At 32.9% G+C, this 19217-nt stretch carries 17 protein-coding genes; 11 read left to right on the forward strand and 6 right to left on the reverse strand.

Going from position 1 to position 19217, the window contains the following annotated elements:
- The first annotated feature begins 51 nt into the window (after positions 1-51).
- Positions 52-1149 carry an A/G-specific adenine glycosylase gene (gene mutY, locus COE53_RS20225; protein ID WP_098948636.1) on the forward strand — a complete coding sequence of 366 codons (1098 nt, stop codon included), beginning with the start codon at positions 52-54 and terminating at the stop codon, positions 1147-1149.
- Positions 1150-1202: 53 nt separating this feature from the next.
- Here mutY and COE53_RS20230 read toward each other — a convergent pair whose 3' ends face one another.
- A complete protein-coding gene (locus COE53_RS20230; RefSeq protein ID WP_069035243.1) occupies positions 1203-1427 on the reverse strand; it encodes a cytosolic protein in 225 nt (74 codons plus the stop codon).
- 130 nt (positions 1428-1557) lie between these two features.
- On the opposite strand from COE53_RS20230, the gene COE53_RS20235 reads away from it, so the two are divergent.
- The 4 genes from COE53_RS20235 (at position 1558) to COE53_RS20250 (ending at position 4938) form a co-directional block, all read left to right on the forward strand.
- Positions 1558-1857: a gamma-type small acid-soluble spore protein gene (locus COE53_RS20235; RefSeq protein WP_069035242.1), complete on the forward strand. Its 300-nt coding sequence runs from the start codon at positions 1558-1560 to the stop codon at positions 1855-1857.
- Between the two features lie 305 nt (positions 1858-2162).
- The gene (locus tag COE53_RS20240) at positions 2163-2420 is read left to right on the forward strand and encodes a YgaB family protein (protein WP_025671838.1); all 258 of its coding nucleotides are present in this window, start codon (positions 2163-2165) and stop codon (positions 2418-2420) included.
- 130 nt (positions 2421-2550) lie between these two features.
- Positions 2551-3081, forward strand: coding sequence for a nucleoside tri-diphosphate phosphatase (gene ntdP, locus COE53_RS20245; protein WP_025671837.1), 531 nt, complete (start codon positions 2551-2553; stop codon positions 3079-3081).
- Between the two features lie 96 nt (positions 3082-3177).
- A complete protein-coding gene (locus COE53_RS20250) occupies positions 3178-4938 on the forward strand; it encodes an ABC transporter ATP-binding protein (protein WP_098948637.1) in 1761 nt (586 codons plus the stop codon).
- 489 nt (positions 4939-5427) lie between these two features.
- Here the strand turns inward: COE53_RS20250 and COE53_RS20255 are convergent, their stop codons facing one another.
- From COE53_RS20255 to COE53_RS20265, 3 genes are all read right to left on the reverse strand, one after another.
- Positions 5428-6525, reverse strand: a complete 1098-nt coding sequence (locus tag COE53_RS20255) for an FUSC family protein (RefSeq protein ID WP_025671835.1) — start codon at positions 6523-6525, stop codon at positions 5428-5430.
- Between the two features lie 727 nt (positions 6526-7252).
- Positions 7253-11644 carry a glutamate synthase-related protein gene (locus COE53_RS20260; protein WP_069035239.1) on the reverse strand — a complete coding sequence of 1464 codons (4392 nt, stop codon included), beginning with the start codon at positions 11642-11644 and terminating at the stop codon, positions 7253-7255.
- Between the two features lie 95 nt (positions 11645-11739).
- On the reverse strand, positions 11740-13041 hold the full coding sequence (locus COE53_RS20265; RefSeq protein WP_091023205.1) for a glutamate-1-semialdehyde 2,1-aminomutase: 1302 nt from the start codon (positions 13039-13041) through the stop codon (positions 11740-11742).
- Between the two features lie 273 nt (positions 13042-13314).
- On the opposite strand from COE53_RS20265, the gene COE53_RS20270 reads away from it, so the two are divergent.
- From COE53_RS20270 to COE53_RS20295, 6 genes are all read left to right on the forward strand, one after another.
- Entirely contained in the window at positions 13315-14328 is a 1014-nt protein-coding gene (locus COE53_RS20270) for an ABC transporter ATP-binding protein (protein ID WP_069035237.1), read from the forward strand.
- The gene (locus tag COE53_RS20275) at positions 14321-15112 is read left to right on the forward strand and encodes an ABC transporter permease (RefSeq protein WP_056468360.1); all 792 of its coding nucleotides are present in this window, start codon (positions 14321-14323) and stop codon (positions 15110-15112) included. The genes COE53_RS20270 and COE53_RS20275 overlap by 8 nt, the downstream gene beginning before the upstream one ends.
- Positions 15113-15115: 3 nt before the next feature.
- The gene (locus tag COE53_RS20280; RefSeq protein WP_069035236.1) at positions 15116-15901 is read left to right on the forward strand and encodes an ABC transporter permease; all 786 of its coding nucleotides are present in this window, start codon (positions 15116-15118) and stop codon (positions 15899-15901) included.
- A gap of 52 nt (positions 15902-15953) precedes the next feature.
- Positions 15954-16361, forward strand: a complete 408-nt coding sequence (locus COE53_RS20285) for a potassium channel family protein (protein ID WP_069035235.1) — start codon at positions 15954-15956, stop codon at positions 16359-16361.
- A gap of 23 nt (positions 16362-16384) precedes the next feature.
- On the forward strand, positions 16385-16849 hold the full coding sequence (gene bcp, locus COE53_RS20290; RefSeq protein WP_091023207.1) for a thioredoxin-dependent thiol peroxidase: 465 nt from the start codon (positions 16385-16387) through the stop codon (positions 16847-16849).
- Between the two features lie 327 nt (positions 16850-17176).
- Complete coding sequence (locus COE53_RS20295; protein WP_025672070.1) at positions 17177-17614, forward strand: Fur family transcriptional regulator; 438 nt, start codon at positions 17177-17179, stop codon at positions 17612-17614.
- Between the two features lie 41 nt (positions 17615-17655).
- On the opposite strand, the gene COE53_RS20300 is transcribed toward COE53_RS20295, so the two are convergent.
- Both COE53_RS20300 and COE53_RS20305 read right to left on the reverse strand, forming a co-directional pair.
- On the reverse strand, positions 17656-18015 hold the full coding sequence (locus tag COE53_RS20300) for a YgzB family protein (protein WP_091023209.1): 360 nt from the start codon (positions 18013-18015) through the stop codon (positions 17656-17658).
- A 134-nt stretch (positions 18016-18149) separates the two neighbouring features.
- Positions 18150-18875: a YwaF family protein gene (locus COE53_RS20305; RefSeq protein WP_069035233.1), complete on the reverse strand. Its 726-nt coding sequence runs from the start codon at positions 18873-18875 to the stop codon at positions 18150-18152.
- Positions 18876-19217: the final 342 nt, after the last annotated feature.

Here is a 19217-nt window from a genome sequence, read left to right on the forward strand (position 1 = left end):
TAGTATTGACTATTAACAAAAACATATAGATGTTACAGAAAGGTATAAGTTATGAATAATGATTTAAATACGACATTAGAAGTTTTCCCCAAAAATGACTTTAAAAATAATTTAGTTAATTGGTTTTTAGCAGAACAAAGAGATTTACCTTGGAGAAAGAATAAAGACCCATATCGAGTATGGGTTTCAGAAATAATGCTTCAGCAAACACGTGTAGATACAGTAATCCCTTTTTATAATAAGTTTATGCAAAATTTCCCTACTATTGCTGACTTGGCGAATGCCGAGGAAGAAAAAGTACTAAAAGCATGGGAAGGACTTGGTTATTATTCTAGAGCTAGAAATTTACAATCGGCTGTCCGAGAAGTCCATGAAGAGTATTCAGGTAAAGTGCCAAATACGCCAGAATTAATAAGTAAATTAAAAGGTGTAGGACCTTATACTGCTGGAGCGATCCTTAGTATTGCATACGGTAAACCAGAGCCAGCCGTTGATGGGAATGTAATGAGGGTATTATCTAGAATATTAACAATTTGGGAAGACATTGGTGTACCGAAAAATCGGAAAGTTTTTGAACAAGCTGTAAGAGCTTTAATTAGTCATGAAGATCCGTCTTCTTTTAATCAAGGTTTAATGGAGCTTGGTGCATTAATTTGTACACCAACAAATCCTGCATGTTTATTATGTCCTGTGAGAGAACAATGTTTAGCTTTTGAAACTGGAGTTGTGACTGATTTACCTATAAAAAGTAAAAAGAAGGCACCAAAACCAATTAATTTAGCAGTTGGTGTCATTAAGAATAGAAAAAATCAATATTTAATTCAACAAAGACCTTCTAGTGGATTACTTGCTAATATGTGGGAGTTTCCAACTGCTGAATTGCAATCAACGATGTTATCTAAAAGTGATACACTTAGCTTTTTCTTAAATCAAGAATCTCAATTAGTAGTTGAAGGATTATCTTATCAATTTAATATTGAGCATGTTTTTTCACATCTTGTATGGAAAATGGAAGTATATGTTGGAGATGCAATTAATGAGGGTAAATTAACAAGTAATCAAAAATGGGTAACATTAGATGAGTGTAAAGAGCTCCCGTTTCCGGTAGTTCATCAAAAAATTTATCAGCAAATCGAAAAGCTTCAGTAATGAAACAAAGAACCCCAACAAAGAGTTGGGGTTCTTGTGGTTTAAGAGTGATTTTAGTCAAAAGTAGGGCGAGTACCACTAGTCCAGTCTGCTTCATTTCTATGAAGACCACCACGTGATTCAATTTCTTTTATGATTTCTTTTTGCATTGTGCTACCTTCGATGTTTAAATAACCAGTAATTTGCTGAAACGAATGATGATAGTATTCCAATTCACTATCTTTCCAATGAGTTTTTGGAGTCATAGATAATTCTGAAAGATCTCTGCCAACGTACATAATAAGCCTCCTTTAAATTTCTTCTCATAGTTTTCCACTCGAACAGTTCATTAAACAAAAAAATAAAGTAAAGTTTTTTACATATTACTCCGATTAATGGACATCATATTATTCGTGGAGGTGATAAATCATGAACAACAACAATCAATTCAATGCTGGAAAAACAGCATCTGGAACTAACATTGGCAAAGTAAAACAACAAAACCAAAGTTTTGGACAAGAGTTTTCAAGTGAAACTGATGTTCAAGCAGTTAGAGGAGCTAATGCACAATCTACTCAAAAAGCTGCATCTAAAAACTTTGGACAACAAAACCAAAGTTTTGGACAAGAGTTTGCAAGTGAAACTGATGTTCAAGCTGTAAGAGAAGCAAATGCAAAATCTGCACAAAGATCTTCTTCTAGCAACTTTGGTCAACAAAACCAACAATAATTACCTAAAAGAAACTTACTAGAAGTGCGCTGTTGATGAGGGTTAGTGAGTAAAGTAATTTACTTTCTATATTCATCTTCCTGTCTGATGAGAGATCATGCAGTCTAGTTGTTATAAAGAACGTTCAAAAAGAGCACCCTTATATTAAGGGTGCTCTTTTACCTTCGTGTATTTATGCCCAACATTTAAAATCTACATAGAATTATTAATTTCTTCTCAATAGTCAAATATCGTCAAATGTAGTCAAAGGGATTATGTTAGTTTTCAAGAAATAGTGTAATAATGAAATAAGGATGGTGAATGGTATGCAAGTATTCGATGAATTGGTAAGTCGTCAGCTTGAAACAATGGATCAGTTAATAAAGATTCAAGAAGAAATTGAACGATGTCAAGAAATTGAAAACCAACTATTTGAATTAGAGGATTTGTCAAAATTGTCTTCTATCCAAGATGAAATACATATAATGAGATCTGAATTAAAAGCTATCCAAGACACCTTTCTAATACAAACACAGCAAATAATTAAATCTTTCTCAGATGAGAGGAAAATTGCATTAAAATAAAAAAACAATGGGTCATTTTACCAAATTAACCTCCCTTTTGTTTAAAAATGGATAAGAACTAGTTATAATAGAAGTGTAAAGTATAAATAAAGTGTTGAAATGCGTCCACACTAGAAAGAAGGGAGAAACAATGAACGTTCCCAAACCAGGAGAAAAAATACAGATACATAGTTACAAACATAATGGACATATTCATCGTATATGGGAAGAGACAACCATTTTAAAAGGGACGCAGCAGTTAGTAATTGGCGCAAATGATCGCACGCTTGTAACTGAATCGGACGGTAGAACATGGGTTACACGAGAGCCAGCAATTTGTTACTTTGATATGGATTATTGGTTTAATGTCATTGGAATGATTAGAGAAGATGGAGTTTACTATTACTGTAATATTAGCTCACCATTTGTCTATGAAGATGGTGCCATTAAGTATATTGACTATGATCTAGATATTAAAGTTTTTCCAGACATGACTTACGTGCTGTTAGATGAAGATGAATATGAGAATCATCGACAAATAATGAATTATCCTCCTATTATTGACCCAATCTTAAAAAAGAACTTAGGTTATTTAAAGGAATTAATTCATCAACGAAAAGGGCCGTTTGCTACCGATTTTATTGATAATTGGTATGAACGATTCTTAATGTATCGTGATTAATCGAAACTGTTGAGCGGACTAAGTCTTTTTGAGAATTAATCATCTCAAAGAGATTGCTCAACAGTTTCTTTTTGAATGATATGAAAGGATGAAAATATGGGAAGTATTAAACGTTATTTAAAATTTGTTAAACCATATCGATTTCATATTTTTATAACGATTGCTGTCGGTATCGTTAAATTTGGAATCCCATTAATATTACCGTTTTTATTAAAATATGTAGTTGATAATATCATTAATTCATCATTACCAATTGCAACTAAAAGTTCACATCTTATTTACATTATGTTAATTGCATTTGGAATTTTTGTTATTGTAAGACCACCTATTGAGTATTTCAGACAGTATTATGCTCAATATATCGGTAGTCGAATTTTATTTGACATTAGAGATCATTTATTTAAACATTTACAAAAACTCAGCTTAAGATATTATGCTAATGCAAAGACAGGTGAAGTCATTTCACGAGTAATAAATGATGTTGAATCGACTAAAGACTTTGTTATTACTGGGTTAATGAATGTTTGGTTAGACTTAATTACAATCTTAATTACAGTAACCATCATGTTAACAATGGATGTAAAGTTAACGCTTGTATCATTAATCGTGCTGCCATTTTATACATTAGCAGTAAAGTACTTTTTCGGTCGACTTCGATTTTTGACTCGTCAAAGATCTCAAGCTTTAGCTGTTTTACAAGGATTCTTAACAGAAAGAATTCAGGGAATGCAAGTAACACGTAGTTTTGCATTAGAAGATTATGAAAGCGGACTATTTAAAGAAAAAAATGGTGAGTTTTTAGATCGTGCTCTTAAACATACAGGCTGGAATGCGAGTACGTTTACAATTATAAATACATTAACTGATATTGGACCATTATTAATTATCGGATTTTCTGCATATCAAGTTATTCATGGTCACTTAACACTTGGTGAGATGGTAGCGTTCATTGGATATATTGATCGTTTATATGATCCACTTAGAAGATTAGCGAATTCTTCAACAGCATTAACACAATCATTTGCATCGATGGACCGTGTCTTTGAATTAATGGATGAAAAGTATGACATCGTTAATAGGGAAAATCCAATTTATGCAAAGAAGTTAGATGGTCAAATACACTTTAATCACGTATCTTTTCAATATAATGCCGTTGATGATGAGGTCATTCAAGATGTAACTTTTCAAATTGAACCTGGTCAAAAGATTGCATTGGTTGGATCGAGTGGTGGAGGAAAATCTTCGTTAGTTAGTTTAATACCACGTTTTTATGACGTAACAAAAGGGTCTATTAAAATTGATGGTGTCGACATAAGGGATTTTGATTTAAAAAGTATGCGTGAAAAAATCGGTATCGTTTTACAAGACAATTTTCTATTTAGTGATACTGTAAAATCGAATATTCATTATGGGAATCCGAGTGCTAGTGAAGAAGAAATTATTGCAGCTGCCAAAGCAGCCAATGCACATGATTTTATCATGAGTTTACCAGATGGATATGACACGCTTGTTGGGGAAAGAGGAGTAAAGCTTTCTGGTGGTCAAAAACAACGTGTAGCTATTGCCCGTGTATTTTTAAGAAATCCTTCCATTCTAATATTTGATGAAGCTACTTCAGCTCTTGATTTAGAAAATGAAAGGTATATCCAAGACGCAATTCAAGAACTAGCAAAGAACCGTACAACAATATTTATTGCACATAGATTATCTACCATTACACATGTGGATAAAATCGTTTATATTGATCAAGGTCATATTGTCGAAATTGGTTCTCATGAGGAATTAATGGCTAAAAAAGAAGCTTACTATCATTTGTTTGAAATTCAAAATTTAGAAACTAGCTCGAGTTCGGTATAGAAGATTAGTTAGCACAAAGAAATTCTTTGTGCTTTTTTTTATTTGAAGCTGTGTAAATACATTTTGTAAGAAGAAGTGTATTGACGAATTAAATCTGTACTGCAAATTAGTGTGAGAAGATCGCAAACTGTGAATATGTGAATAATTGAAGTTAAAGTGTAAATTAAACAACGAACAGCAATTAAAATGCGGAAATAGCAAATAAAATTGGCAGAACTGCAATTAAAGTTTCAAGAATCGCAAATACGATTATAAATTACCTATACCGGTTATCGTATTCCCACAGAATAATCGCCCGAAAATAGATACTCTCTGCAGGAAACGAGCAATATCACTCTAAATTCCGTCCATTTGATCTGAAAATGGATAAAAATCGGCAATTTATCATGGCAAGGATTGAAAAAATCAACATCAAATATAGGACCCCGTTGAGATACCCCACTTACTTTGATTCAAACCCAAAATAAAAAGCCTCCACAATTGGAGGCTTTACATTGTTTCAACCTGTTCAACTTGAACTTGGTATTCTTTGTGATAAGTTTGATGGCTATCAACGAGTGTATTTAAATGCTCAACATTTTCACTATATTCTAAAATGGCAGATACTACTTGGAATAAATGCAACCATGTTTTTTGTTTCTCTTCGTCATTAAGATCATGGTGGTCCAAGAATGCCTTTGTTAATTTATCTTTTAAAATATTTTCTTCTCTATGAAGTGGGGAGGTTTGATCACAGTTTACTTTCCCAATTAATTTCATTAATGCATGCTCATGGTATTGCATTAAGCATGTTAGTTCATTTTTAATTAAATCTTGGAACTCTTTCGGAGATGCATTAATTTCATATTCTAATCGGTTTAAAGCTTTTAACGTATCAAATGCGTTATCGGCTGTGACAAGCATTTGTCTAAACAATACGATTTTACGAGATTTTTCATGCTCTTTTTTCTTACGACCAACAAGAATGATTCGGTCTTCTTTGTATAAGCGATATATTTTCGTAACATTTCTCATGATTTCTTTTAATTGATAAATTTCATCTTTTAATCCATTATGGCTAACAGTTTTGTGTAGAGCCATCATCATTAATTTATTTGTTTGTTCAGTGATCGAAATCATGCCACGAGATAATTTTTTTTCATAATTTGGAGGCATTAAGAAAATATTTACAAATGATGCAGCTAAAACACCAATTGTTACTGCCAAAATACGATCGAAAGTAAAAATGGCAAAGTGTTCGGTACTTGTACTTACCTCCATAATAACGACAACAGTAACTAAAGTTGTAGCAATTGTATTTTCGAGTTTTAGTTTTAATGTAATGATAATCACGAGAATACATGTAAATCCTATAATGACTGGATTATTCCCTAGAGTAATCACTGCAATAATTGCCAGTATCGCACCAATCAAGTTAGCTTGAAGTTGTTCAATTAACGACTTATATGATTGGTTTACTGATGATTTTAATGCCGAAATAGCAGAGATACCTGCAATCGAAGCTGTTGATAAATCAAAAAACATCGCGCTATAAATGGCGAGCGTAATAGCTATACCAGTTTTTAGAACACGCGCTCCTAATCTCATTGTATTACTCCTTTTTGTTTGTCTAGCTTAATGCTTGTAATGAAATATGAACGTTTAACTATATTACTACTAATCTACTATTTATTACATCGAGTGTTTTTCAAAATTACTTCAGTTAAAAGTAACTTTTACTTTTTCTCATGTAACATCCTGTAACTATACAATGAACTACACGCATTATCAATACAATTTTTTAATAAATTATGTTAAATATATGAATGAGAAAAAAGATTAAATTATTAGTTAAATTAAAAGATTTCGAACTTAAAAATGAAAGGGTTTTACTATTAAAAAGGTGGTAGAGCTATGAAAAATAACCTTGTCAATAAAATACCAAATTTTCGTANNTTCGTTCCAATCAACTTATTCATCAAAATAGTCTGCAATAAATCCTAATCAAATAGCCTTTACTTAGCGTAACCTATTGTTGTATATCAAATCAGTTTGTAGGTCAATTAATATCAACCATTAATTAATCTAATCAGTAGAATTTGTTTTTCTAAAAGTTAGATCATAATTTTTAACTTATGAAAAAGACCACTTCTAGTGTTATTGAAATCATAAATTGCTCTAACAGATAACATATAAAACCAATTAATAGATCATAAAAAATGATAATTTCATCAATAAATAAATGTTCAATTCTTGTCCTTTTTTCCTATTACCCATTTTATATTTCAAAACGATGAAAAAAGAAGCGAAAATATTTCGCTTCTTTTTTATAAAATCATTCAGTTGAAACTGATGGATCCGCTTGTTCTTTTTTAGGTTTAATTTGTAAGAAGTTTTGTTCAATGTCGTCTAATAAACTTTGAACGAATTCAGCTTCGTCATGCTGATTATGCTGAGTTAAAAGTGATATATATTTCTCTAACAATTCATTTAGATCGTTTTTACCAGTTTCATCGACTGGTACAATGCTTACACTTGCACCTTTTGCGATTCGATTTTGGTAAGCTTCCTTAGTAAGGCCTAATTCAGATGAGTTTCGAACGTAGATTACTCCGCCAGTCATGCCCGCACACATCCATGGACCTGGATCTCCTAAAACAACTGCACGACCACCAGTCATATATTCAAAAGCAAAACCGTTTATATTTGCTTTTGCACCAAGGCGAGTTTTCTGTGAAATAGATTGACTAGAATGGTTACGGCCACCAATTACAACATCTGCTCCTGATAAACGAATGCCTGCTCGCGAGTCAGCGTTACCTTGGATAAAGAATTGTCCTTTTTGTGCTCCATATGCAAAGCATTTTCCGACCGAACCACCAAAGAATTGTCCGTTAGCTCCTACAGCTTTACTAATAAATATCGTTCCACCAAAAGCAGTTTTCGCAACACCATCTTGAGCTCCGCCTTGAACGAATATAGAATAATCTTCTACTGTATAGGTTCCTAATCCATTTCCAGGAATGGATTGATCCTCGAAGCTAATCTCGACAGGGGAAGCTACACCTTGCGTTTGTTTTTTTACTACTAGGTCATGGATTAATAAACTGCCAGCATGGCGATATTCATTGTCAACCTTTGCATAAACCCCAACGTCATTACTTTGAAGTACTTTAGCAGATTCTCCATTCGAAAGTACATATTCTTTATCCTCAATTTTATTAGTAGATAATAAATTAGTTAAACTTAGCGTATCTAAAAATCTTGTTTGTTTTAAGAATTCAGTTTTACCAACAAGCTCTTGAGCATTTTTTACTCCTAATGAACCAACAATCACTTGCAATTCATCTTTGAATGCAGTGAAGAATTGTACTAAATTTGTTACTGCTGTTTCTAGTTGTCTAGGTGTGAATTTTCTTAAACCGTGACGCATTGCTTCAATTTCTGACTCGATTTGTGTTGCAATACCAACGTGGCATGTATCTAAATGACAACCACGACATGTTGTACAACCGATTGCAATCATTGATAAAGTTCCAAATCCGATTCGGTTTGCACCTAAAATCATCATTTTTACTACATCATTTACGCTTTTCATTCCGCCATCTGCCCAAATCTCAACAGAATTACGTAAACCAGATTCTAGTAGTGCATTGTGGGCTGCACGAACACCAATTTCAACTGGTAAACCTACATTTTGAATTGCATGAACACGGGCAGCACCAGTTCCTCCATCAAAACCGCTAATATTGATAAAGTTTGCACCCGCTTTTGCAATACCAACAGCTATTGTGCCGATATTAGGAACAACAGGGACTTTTACAGCAACTTTTGCTTTTGGATTAACAGCTTTAATTTCACTAATCATTTGAGCTAAATCTTCAATTGAATAAATATCATGATTATTTGAAGGTGATATTAAATCAGAACCAAGTGTTGCATTTCTCGTTTCCGCAATTTTTTGTGTAACCTTTGAAGCTGGTAAATGGCCACCTTCACCAGGTTTTGCACCTTGACCAATTTTAATCTCAATTAAGTTAGAAGAGTGAAGTAAGTTAGCATTAACTCCGAATCGCCCTGAAGCAATTTGCTGTCCACGAGTGTTTGGATATTTTCCAATCATATCTTGGATTTCTCCACCTTCACCATTTAAGCTAATCATATTCAGTCGATTTGCACCTTCAGCATATGCTCTAAAAGCAACTTCATTTTGAGATCCGAATGACATAGAACTGATAATAAATGGTAGTGAGTGAGTGCCTATTTCTAATGAAACTTGACTTGAATCAACTGGTTTTCTACTCTCAACTAGAGAAAGCGCATGACGTACTGTAGTTGGTCGCTCTTCTTCAATTTGATTTAATTTTTGACGGTATGTTTCATAACTACCTGTTTGTGCCGTTTCTCCAATAGCTTTCCAAATTCGAGGGAATACATGGAAAGATTTTGGCATAGCTGCGTTATTTGCGTTGTAATCTTCAAAACGTTTTTTCGAATCAGCCTCTAATAATTTGAAACCTGAAACTGTTTGATCTCCGAAGAAGTTTATAATTCCTAAAGACGAAGCGATATCTTCTTGTAATCCAATGCTACTGAACATTTTTGCATAGCCTCGTAGCTCATGCATACCTATTGTTGATATTACTTTTTCGATTCCTTTATTTAAAACATCATAAAGTTTTACTATTTTTTCAGGAGCTTCCAATTCTGAAATAGTTCCAAAAAGGAAATGAGGATTAATTGCATCTGCTCCTAAACCTTTCATTACCATTAAATCGTGAAGATTACGGACAGCAGCTGTCTTTAAGACAATCGAACAGTTTCTTCTTAATTTAGCATTCACAAGTCCATTATGGATTATTGCTGTAATAAGGGCCGGATCAATCCAGTATTGATTATTTTTATGAGCTTCATCATCTGTAATAACAATACATTCTGCACCATTTTTTACAGCTTCTACTGCTTCGTATTTATATTGGGACAATGTTTCTTCTAAAGGTAAATTAGAAAATGTACTTTGAATTGTATAAAGTTTATTTTCCAATTGATATAGATTTAGAATTTCTTCATACGTAAGTTGTTGACGATTAGCTTTTAGCGTATTTCCTACAAAACCATCACCTAATATCGGAGAAGGGAGTTGAAAAACAATTCCTGAATCATTCTTTGAAATGGATGGCCTTTTTCCTAATATGACAGAAATAGAGAAATGCTCTGTTTCACGATCGCGATCGATCGCAGGGTTCGTTACTACTGCGACTGTTTCTTTCATAAAGTCAGAAAGATTTTTTCTAGTTTCATCTAAACATGCTAGTGGTGCGTCATGCCCTAATGAACGAATAGGTTCTGCACCTTTTTCGGCCATTTGTTCAACTAACTGGATTTGTTCCTTTTGCCATCCAAAAGCTCCATATTCAAACGGATGAATTGAAGGAGGTGAGTGTTCCACGTAATCAGCTGAATTAGCTTCTTTATTTGCTAGATTCATTGTTAATTTTTCGTTTAATTTCGTTGTAACGAAATGCGTTAATTCACGGTGTGTTAATAGTTGAGCACGGTCTTTTAGTAAATTAATACCGACTTTTTCTCCAGGTGAAAGAGCATGTGGCTCGGCTATAAATAATTCTGGAGAAAGGATGCCTTGCTCGGATGAAAATACATAATAATCATTTGTTTCAAGTAACCAAACAGGACGTAAACCTAAAGCGTCCACACTAGCAACAAATTCATTTCCTTCTCTTGTAAGTACACCTGCTGGACCTTGACAATATGGTCCAAATGTACTTCGAATCGTATTGTAAATGGTGTTTACTTCTGGATCTGATTCATATTCTGCAGGTACAGGTGGGAATAACAGTTCCATTGCTTCTTTTAATGAGTAGTTATATTTATGAATAAGCGTCTCAAGTGTTATATTTACATCTTGTGAATCACTATTTCCATGCTTAATATTTGCGCCAATTTGTTTTGCTTCAATTCTTAATTGTTCGATTGTATTAATTTCTCCATTATGAGCTAGCATGCTAAATGGTTGAACTCTTGAAAACGAAGAAGATGTGTTTGTTGAGTATCGATTATGACCTACCACAACAGATGATTGGAAATTAGGGTGCTGTAAATCTGAATAGTATGACAATAAAGTATCGATTGTTCCCATTACTTTATAAACACAAGTTGATTGACTAAGAGAGACAACAGTTACATTTGTTTTTTTGCTAATAATATTTGTTAAATCAAATAGGGTTGTGCTTTGGTGATTTGTAATTGGGAGTAAAGCTACTTGTAAGAACTCAGGTTCTACTGCTTGAGCGATCGGACCAAGTGCTGAAGTAAAGGTTTGATTACAACTATGATATAAAGTTTCATAACCATTTTCCTCAAAAATTTGAAGCAAAGTTTGTATTTCTGATTTTTCATCTAAGAAGAAATGTCCTACTGTAAATGAAGGGTGTGAAACAACTTCAGGACTAATTCCTACAGATGTAAGTTTTTCTTGCCAAAGCAGAGTAGGTATGTCAGTCTGAATTCCGACACCATCACCTTCACCGTTTGTAAATCCCGCTCGATGATTCATCTTTCGTAAACTTTCGGCAGCAATATCGATCGTATCTCTTGTTTGAGTTATTGAACGATTGATAAAGGCTACGATCCCACATGCATCATGTTCGTTATTGTAATAATCTCTAAATAAACCTGGTGACCATTCTGTTTTCGTTTGAAATTTCATTTAACTACCTCCTAATTTATGGTAAAAAAATTGATTATTCAGAATTAACTATGTATGAATAGAGGTCACTTCAAGTTGTAGTGACCTCAGATATATCATAGTTTAATCGTAGATAATTTTAGGAACGCGTTTCCAACAGCGTTAATAGTTTGATGAACATCTTGTTCAGTATGAGCTGTAGTTAAGAACCAAGCTTCGTATTTCGATGGCGCTAGATTAATACCTTCTTCTAAAAGAAGTTTAAAAAATCTACCGAAAACTTCTCCATCTGATTCTTTTGCTTCTTCATAATTCGTTACTTCGTCAACGTTGAAATAGACAGTTAAGGCACCTTTTAAGCGGTTGATTTTTATATGGATGTTGTGCTCATCTGCTTTTTCCTGAATACCTTTTTCAAGAATTGCACCTAGACGATCTAATTCTTCATAGACACCTTCTTGTTGTAATACTTCAAGACATGCAATTCCAGCTGCAATTGATGCTGGATTACCTGCCATCGTACCAGCTTGATATGCAGGACCAAGTGGGGCAACTGTTTCCATAATTTCTTTTTTACCACCATAAGCTCCAATCGGTAATCCACCGCCTATAATCTTGCCAAGAGCTGTTAAGTCTGGTTCAATTCCTAATAAATTTTGTGCTCCACCATACATAAATCTGAAGGCAGTAATCACTTCATCATAAATGACTAATGCACCATGGTTGTGCGTAATGTCATTTACAGCTTCTAAAAATCCTTCTTTTGGTTCAACGATTCCGAAGTTACCGACGATTGGCTCAACAAGAACACCAGCTACTTCATGACCCCACTTTTCCATTGTTTCTGCATATGCCTCAATGTCATTAAATGGAACTGTAATCACTTCATTAGCTATGCTTTGTGGTACACCAGCGGAATCAGGAGTACCAAGAGTAGATGGTCCAGAACCTGCAGCAACTAGTACTAAATCTGAATGACCGTGATAGCATCCAGCAAATTTAACGATTTTAGTGCGACCAGTGTATGCTCTCGCTACACGAATAGTTGTCATTACGGACTCAGTACCTGAATTTGTAAATCTGACTTTATCCATACTAGGAATCGCTTCTTTTAGCATTTTGGCAAATTGTACTTCAAGTTCATGAGGAGTACCGTAAAGGACACCATTTTCTGCTGCTTTTGTGATTGCAGCTGTGATATGAGGGTGAGCGTGGCCAGTAATAATAGGACCGTATGCTGCTAAATAATCTATATATTGATTGCCATCAACATCCCAAAAATATGCGCCTTTTGCACGCTTCATTGTGACAGGAGCTCCGCCACCAACTGCTTTAAACGATCTTGAAGGACTGTTTACTCCTCCAACGATGTGTTCTAAAGCTTCATTATGTATTTCAATTGATTTTTGATTATTCATGGAGTACCTCCCATTATTGATAAAAAAATGAAAGAATTTAACCGGCATCTTTACATTATTTATGTGGTTAAATTACATTCTAGCACGAAATTTTAGCGCGTGGTAAATGTAAGCCTTTACAATTTGAAAAGAAATTTGAACATTTTGTAGAATCGATATTTTTCACAAAAATAGTACGAAAAAAATTGGAAACTACTTTTTAGTACTTTTTTATTGTACTTAGTTCTTATTTCAAATACACTAAGCGACGGAATAAAAAATGGAGGAAGTCTTATGGAAAACATAATCGAAGTTCAAAACTTACACAAAGAATTTAAAACTTTCTTGAGTCGCTCTGGTGTAAAAGGTGCATTTAGAGATTTGTTTACAAGAAACTATAGAACAAAAACAGCCGTTAATAATATAAGCTTTTCTGTGAAAAAAGGTGAAATGATGGCTTATATCGGGGAGAATGGTGCAGGGAAGTCGACTACAATTAAAATGTTGACGGGAATACTAACGCCTACTTCTGGAGATGTAACAGTTAATGGTTATCACCCTCAAAAAGATCGAGAGCGGTTTGTTAAATCAATAGGTGTCGTATTTGGGCAAAGATCTCAATTATGGTGGGATATTGCAGTACAAGAATCATTTCGATTACTAAAAAAGGTTTATCAAGTACCAGATAAGCAATACGAAGAACATATGGGATATATTATTAAGACTTTGGATATTGAGCCTTTATTAGATCAACCTGTAAGAAAGTTATCTTTAGGTCAAAGAATGAGATGTGAATTAGCAGCTGCTTTAATTCATAATCCACCCTTATTATTTTTAGATGAGCCAACAATTGGACTAGATGTATTAGTAAAATTAAAAATTCGCGAGTTTTTAAAAGAGTTAAACCAAAAATATGGCACAACAATTCTTTTAACAACCCATGATATTTCTGATATTGAGGCATTATGTGATCGAGTAGTTATGTTAGATGAAGGAAAAATCATTTATGATGGAAAACTTGAACAGTTAAAAGGTCAATGGGGCGAAGAGAAAGAAATTCAATTCCAGTTTATTAAACCAGTAAATCATACTACATTAAATGAATTGATCGGACGAACAGATGTAAAATGGAAGGAAGAAGAAGGCGAAAATATTTGGAGTGTTACATTACCGAATGATGAAACACTTATTTCTATGATTATTGCAAAAGTAGTTCAGTCAAATCCTGTTAAAGATATGAAGATGTTAGAGATTTCTACAGAAGAAATTATACGAAACATCTACCAAGAAGGTATTAGTAATGAGTAAGTATATTGAAATCATTCGAATCCGTTTTTTAATGATGTTAGCGTATCGTACTAATTATTACACCGGAATTGTTATTTATACAATTAATATAGGTGCTTATTTCTTTTTATGGAAAGCAATCTACGGTCACCAAGGATCAATTCAAGGTGTTTCAGTTAACCAGATGACTACTTATGTAGCGATTGCTTGGATGGCAAGGGCGTTTTATTTTAATAATCTTGACCGTGAAATTGCTGAAGAAATTGTAGAAGGTAAAGTAGCAATAGAACTTATTAGACCTTATAACTATTTACTTACTAAAGTGATGCAAGGATTAGGCGAGGGGATATTCAGATTCTTTTTCTTCTCAATTCCAGGCTTTATTATAGTTGCTTTAATTTTTCGATTAGATGTTTCATTTAATTTAAAAACTTTAGGATTATTTTTGATTGCTTCGATTTTCAGTTTTGCAATTAATACACAATTGAATTTATTAACAGGTTTAATGGCATTCTTCCTTCAAAACAATATGGGATTTATTCAAGCTAAACGTGTCATCATTGATTTATTTTCAGGTTTAACGATTCCGATCACGTTCTTTCCGGTTTGGGCACAAGATGTAATGAAGTACTTACCATTCCAAGGAATCAGCTATATTCCTAGTATGATTTTTGCTCAAGGCATAAAAGGTGAATTGATTTTAAGAGGCCTTTTATTTCAAGTAATTTGGATCATTATTTTATGTATCCCTATTACTCTTATATGGTATAAAGCTAAAAAGCATCTTGTTATACAAGGGGGTTAAAGAATGTTTTATTTAAATATATTTCTTCAATATTCAGGTCAATATTTAAAAACGAAATTACAATATAGAGCAAACTTCTTTTTGTCATTTTTATCAGATTTGATGGCTCAGGCGGTAAATTTAATTTTTATATTACTAGTTTTCAATCATACTTCGCTTATTGAAGGATGGAACAGAGACGAAATTGTATTCATTTATGGTTTCTTTTTAGTTCCGTTTGCTCTTTTTGGTTCATTTTTTAATATATGGGATTTTAATGATCGTTACATTGTAAAGGGAGAGTTTGATCGTATTTTAACCCGACCAATTCATAGTCTTTTTCAAGTAGTATTAGAGAAAATGGAGTTAGAATCGTTACTAGGTGCTATTACTGGATTGATTATTATGATCTATGCAGGGTTTAAATTAGGACTTTCAATCACTTGGTATGATCCATTTTTATTTTTATTAATGGCTTTTGGTGGGATGTTTGTTTATGCCGGAATCTTTATTGCTTTAGCAAGTATCGGTTTTTGGTCAGATGCAAGAACGTCTATTATGCCTTTAATGTATAATATAGGAAACTATGGTCGTTATCCGATCAATATTTATCATCCAATTATTCGCTTTGTATTAACATGGATTTTACCATTTGCGTTTGTTGGTGTTTATCCGGCTGCTTATTTTCTACGTAGAAGTGAATGGTATGTCTATTCATTTTTAACGCCTGTTATGGGATTAGTTGTTTTTGTTATTTCTGTTTTAATTTGGAACCAAGGTGTAAAAAAATATAAAGGTGCGGGTAACTAAGCAGTATTCTATTTCAATAGCTTGTTTCATAAATTGAAATGAGGTGATTGGAATGGGAACTGCTTTTTTCTTTTTTATTGCGATCTTTGCAATTTTGTATAGTCTAGTGTATTTATGGAATACTTCAACTACCAAAGTTAATAAAAGTCTTATTTCAATTAATAATTACATTCTTTTATTTTTAATATATGGAACGGTACTTATCGGCTTTAGCGCAGTGTATTTTATACTGGAGCGCGGGCCACATCCAATTTTAATTGAGCATACTATTCCTATTGAAGGGACTAATTACCATATAATGGGGTTATGCTTATATTTTAGCGCAATCACCCTTTTGTCTGTAGGCTATGGGGATATTGTACCAGTAGGGATCGGAAGATGGGTAGCTATGGTTGAAGCGCTCATCGGTTATACGATGCCAGCGGCTTTTGTTTTACAAGTATTTAAAGATGAACGTTAATATTTATGATTAAGGAGATTATTATGACTGTTGAAATTGGAATCAAAGCACCGGAATTTACTTTACCAGCAAGTAATGGAGAAGATGTAACTTTATCAGACTTTAGAGGCAAGAAAGTAGTTCTTTATTTTTACCCAAAGGATATGACACCAGGTTGTACTACGGAAGCTTGTGACTTTAGAGATTCATATGAAAGGTTTATGAATAGTGGAACTGTCATTTTAGGAATAAGTCCTGATCCTATAAAAAGACATGAAAAATTTATAGAAAAACATCAATTACCATTTTTATTACTTTCGGACGAAACAACTGAAGTAGCAAAGTTATATGATGTATGGAAGTTAAAGAATAATTTTGGTAAGGAATATATGGGAATAGAACGTACAACATTTTTAATTGATGAAGAAGGTTGTATCGAAAATGTATGGCAAAAGGTTAGAGTAAAGAATCATGTTGAAGATGTCTATAATGTCATTAGTCGTTCTTAAAATTGTACAAACTATTTGGGGCAATTAACTTGATTTATGTTAGTTTTTTTGAGAAAGAATCGTTTTATCTAAAATAATCGAGCTTTTCGTCTATACCTATATTGCTTTAGAGAATATATTGGAGTATAGGGCATACCTCCTCAGATGATAGCATATTGAAGTGCGAGAGAATTCTCGCACATTTTTTTTGTTTTAGTATATGGAATACAAGCCTTAGTTAATTTTTTTAAGAAATTCTCAAAAAGTTGACAAATATTCTTGCAGTTGAATAAACTAATAATAAGTAATTAATTTTGGTACTATTTTATAGAAACGGGGAGAGCGGCGTTGCATAAGGAAAATATTCAAGATGCAATTTTACATTTAAAGAATAGCGGCGTACGTATTACACCTCAGAGGCATGCAATTATAGAATATTTAATAGGAAGTGGAACACATCCAACTGCTGATGAAATCTATAAAGCACTTGAGGGAAAATTTCCAAATATGAGTGTGGCAACAGTTTACAATAATCTCAGAGTATTACGTGAAGTAGGAATGGTTAAAGAATTAAACTTCGGTGATTCTTCTAGTCGTTTTGATTATATAACAACTGATCATTATCATATTATTTGTGAAAAATGTGGTGAAATGAATGACTTTCATTACGACGGATTAGAAGGAATCAATCTTTATGTTGAAAAGGAAACGGGATTTGAAGTAACTAATCATAGAATGGAAGTATACGGTATTTGTCCTAAATGTAAAGAAAAAACATTATCATAATAAAGCACATTACATAATTGTAATGTGCTTTATTTATTATGCTATTGTTTAGCATCTCGTTTGCTATTATATTTTTCATTAAATTCTTTTCCTTCTAATGAAGGATCTAATGTAAGTGGCTCATTACAATACATACAGATGTCAACTTTACCAAGCATTTTAGTCGTTTTGTTACAATTCGGACAGATGACTTGAATTGTTTTTGTAGACAGCATTCCGATCCAAAAATAAACAACTGTACTACCAATAATGGCTAAAAATCCCACAAGCATAAAGATCGTCATGACAATCTTATGCTCTCTGAAAAATACACCACCATACATAATAATGAAGCCAATAAATAATAATGAAAGTGCAAACGTTCTTATATTATTAATTTTACTACTTTTCTTTTTTGCCACTTTGTCCACCCCATTCATTGTAAATATAGCATAAATGAGATAGGAAATGTTAGTGCTATCATGGAAAACAATTCGAACTTATTTAATGAAATTGATGAATTTTGAATTTAAGCTAAATACAGGACATTCTCACATTAATTAATCGTATGATCGGATGGTACTTGGTTTATCTGATGCTTTTTGTTAGAAAAATGAATTGGGAGATATAAAATCAAAAAATAGGGGATAAGAATTAAGCCTAATACAATTAAGTAATATGGCCATGGTCCAAAAAAGTCTAACAAGTTTGCTCCAGCAGGTTTAACTCCTAAAAATAAGTAGTTTCCTTTTATGACGTAATCCAGTAAGTAAATAGGTATAGCCAATAAAATTAAATAGAGGAAGGACTTTAATAATGAACGGAGAGTTGGAGTATATCCAAAGATAAATGTCATATAACAAATAGAAATAATAATTCCTCCGTGAGTAGTGAAAAATTGTATATATTTAAAATGAGGAAAACTATATTTAATATCTGGAGTAAGTACAGCTTGGATCGCCCCAGCTAATCCCCAAAAATAAATGATCTCATAAACTTTATAATTTTTTGTAATGAGTGTATAACAGCATAGATACATACTTATACCGCATAGTTGTAGAGGTAATGAATCGCCCCAATCCCACTGTTTCGTTTTAATAAGCCATCCATATAATAGAAATTCAACTGTAAGCATAGATCCGATTAATAGAGTGCGGATGAATATATCTACTTTTTTCTTATTGTTTATTAAATTTCTGAAGTAAAACAAACAGATAAGAAGGAGGAGAATGATTAATAATGTAAATATATGTTGCTTTGAAAACAATACGAATCCATTCATTAATTACACCTCTCTCAAATCGGATAGATGATATTGAACAATTCGCTACTGTTAGAATCTTTTCATTATACTTTTTTTAAGTGTATTCAGCTTGTTTGTATTAAAGTATTATGACTTAATATTTATATGTCCAAACACATGTGTATTCTTTTTTAGAAAAGAGTTTTCATCTTTTTTGAAAAAACTTTTTAAAAAGTGTTGACACTGTGATTTATCGATGTTATATTATTCTATGTCGCCAAGAGACAACGGCGTCGAAAGAAAAAAGATTTAAAAAAATGTTGACAGGCTCCTGTGAGAATGTTAAGATGAAAAAGTCGCTAATGACGCGACAAAGTGAAC

Origin of the sequence: Bacillus sp. AFS029533 (assembly GCF_002585125.1) — a bacterium.
Taxonomy (GTDB): domain Bacteria; phylum Bacillota; class Bacilli; order Bacillales; family Bacillaceae_G; genus Gottfriedia; species Gottfriedia luciferensis_B.